General features: G+C 64.1%; 1 rRNA gene. It reads right to left on the bottom strand.

Annotated features, from left to right (window positions below):
• Positions 1–23: 23 nt before the first annotated feature.
• A 23S ribosomal RNA gene (locus tag SFLMC1_RS00850) occupies positions 24–2,363 on the bottom strand; the annotation flags it as partial.

Here is a 2,363-nt window from a genome sequence, read left to right on the forward strand (position 1 = left end):
GTCCCGCGGGCCGCGAGGTGCGGTTCCGGAAGAGCTCGGGCGATTAGTGCGGCTCGGCTGAGGACGTCGCCGTCCTTGCACCTGCCGTCTATCGACCAGGTAGTCTACCTGGGCCCTTACCGGAAGGAGAACTAATCCCTGGAACGGCTTCCCGCTTAGATGCCTTCAGCGGTTATCCGCGCCGCACGCGGCTACCCGGCCGTGCCGTTGGTCGACAACCGGTTCACCGGAGGTGCGTCCACCCCGGTCCTCTCGTACTGGGGGCAGCCTCCATCGATTCTCCTGCGCCCACGGAGGATAGGGACCGAACTGTCTCACGACGTTCTGAACCCAGCTCGCGTACCGCTTTAAACGGCGAACAGCCGTACCCTTGGGACCTGCTCCAGCCCCAGGATGCGATGAGCCGACATCGAGGTGCCAAACCTTGCCGTCGATGTGGACTCTTGGGCAAGATCAGCCTGTTATCCCCGGAGTACCTTTTATCCGTTGAGCGACGGCCCACCCACTCGGGGCCGCCGGATCACTAGAGCCTGCTTTCGCACCTGCTCGGCTCGTGGGCCTCGCAGTCAAGCCCGCTTGTACTCTTGCATTCAAAAGGACGGTTGCCGACCGTCCCGAGCGGACCTTCGCGCGCCTCCGTTACCCTTTAGGAGGCGACCGCCCCAGTCAAACTGCCCGCCTGGCACGGTCCCCGAGCCGGTCGACGGCCTCGGGTTAGGACGCCGGTCGCGCGGGGGCAGTATTCCAAGGGCGGCTCCCCGGGGGCTGGCGCCTCCGGATCGATGCCTCCTGCCTATCCTCTACACGCGGGACCAGCGGCCAATGCCAAGCTGCAGTGAAGGTTCACGGGGTCTTTCCGTCCTTCCGCGGGTAAGTCGCATCTTCACGACCAGTGCAATTTCACCGGGTCCATGGTCGAGACAGCGCCCAAGTCGTTGCGCCTTTCGTGCAGGTCGGAACTTACCCGACAAGGAATTTCGCTACCTTAGGACCGTTATAGTTACGGCCGCCGTTTACCGGGGCTTGGCTTCGGGGCTTCGCGCGGTGCGCTAACCCCTCCGCGTGACCTTCCGGCACCGGGCAGGCGTCAGACCCTATACGTCGCCTTGCGGCTTCTGCAGAGTCCTGTGTTTTTGGTAAACAGTCGCTTGGGCCTCTCCACTGCGGCCCGCCTCCGCTCCCGGAGCAAGTCCGTTCACGTACGCGCGGGCACCCCTTCTCCCGAAGTTACGGGGCCATTGTGCCGAGTTCCTTGACCATGGTTGACCCGATCGCCTCGGTATGTTCTACCCACCCACCTGTGTCGGTTTGCGGTACGGGCGCGCACGCGCCTGCCTAGGGGTTTTTCTGGGGACCTCGGGCTCACTCGCTTCGCTCAATCGCTTCGTCCGGAGCCTCGCCCTCGTGCGGACCGGATTTCCCTGGTCCGCGGGCCGCGCTCCATCACGGGGACGTCCAGAACCCCGCCGAGCCACCCCCATCCGTCGCCCCGTCGGTCGTAGCGCCGCGTGCGCGGTGCAGGAATGTCTGCCTGCTGCGCGTCGGCTACGCCTACCGGCCTCGCCTTAGCCCCCGACTGACCCTGGGAGGATTAGCCTTGCCCAGGAAACCTCGGGTTCACGGCGGACGAGTTACTCTCTCGTCTCTCGCTACTCATGCCAGCATTCTCACTCCCATGCGCTCCACCGCCGGTCGCCCGGCGGCTTCACCGCCCATGGGAAGCTCCCCTACCGATTCTAATAGATAAAATCCCGCCGCTTCGGTGTCCAGCTTAGCCCCGTGTATTGTCGGCGCATGTCCACTCGACCAGTGAGCTGTTACGCACTCTTTGAATGCATGGCTGCTTCTAAGCCAACATCCTGGTTGTCTGGGCGGACGCACATCCTTTGCCACTCGGCTGGAACTTGGGGACCTTAGCGGGCGGTCCGGGCTGTTTCCCTCTCGAGCACACAGCTTAGCCCACATGCTCTGACTGCCGCGCTCTGGGCCGCCGGCATTCGGAGTTCGGTTGGATTCGGTAGGCGGCGAAGCCCCCTCGTCCATCCGGTGCTCTACCTCCGGCGGTGAACGCGCGACGCTAGCCCTAAAGCTATTTCGGGGAGAACGAGATATCTCCGGGTTTGATTGGCCTTTCACCCCTATCCGCAGGTCATCGCCGCCGTTTTCAACCGACGTGCGTTCGGCCCTCCACGGGGTCTTACCCCCGCTTCAGCCTGCCCACGGATAGCTCACCCGGCTTCGCGTCCGCGGCGCGGGACTCAAGTCGCCCTGTTAAGGCTCGCTTTCGCTACGGCTCCCTCTCGGTTAACCTCGCCCCGCGCCAGCGACTCGCTGGCTCATTCTACAAAAGGCACGCCGTCACA

It is taken from the genome of Collinsella aerofaciens (assembly GCF_901212495.1).
GTDB lineage: Bacteria > Actinomycetota > Coriobacteriia > Coriobacteriales > Coriobacteriaceae > Collinsella > Collinsella aerofaciens_H.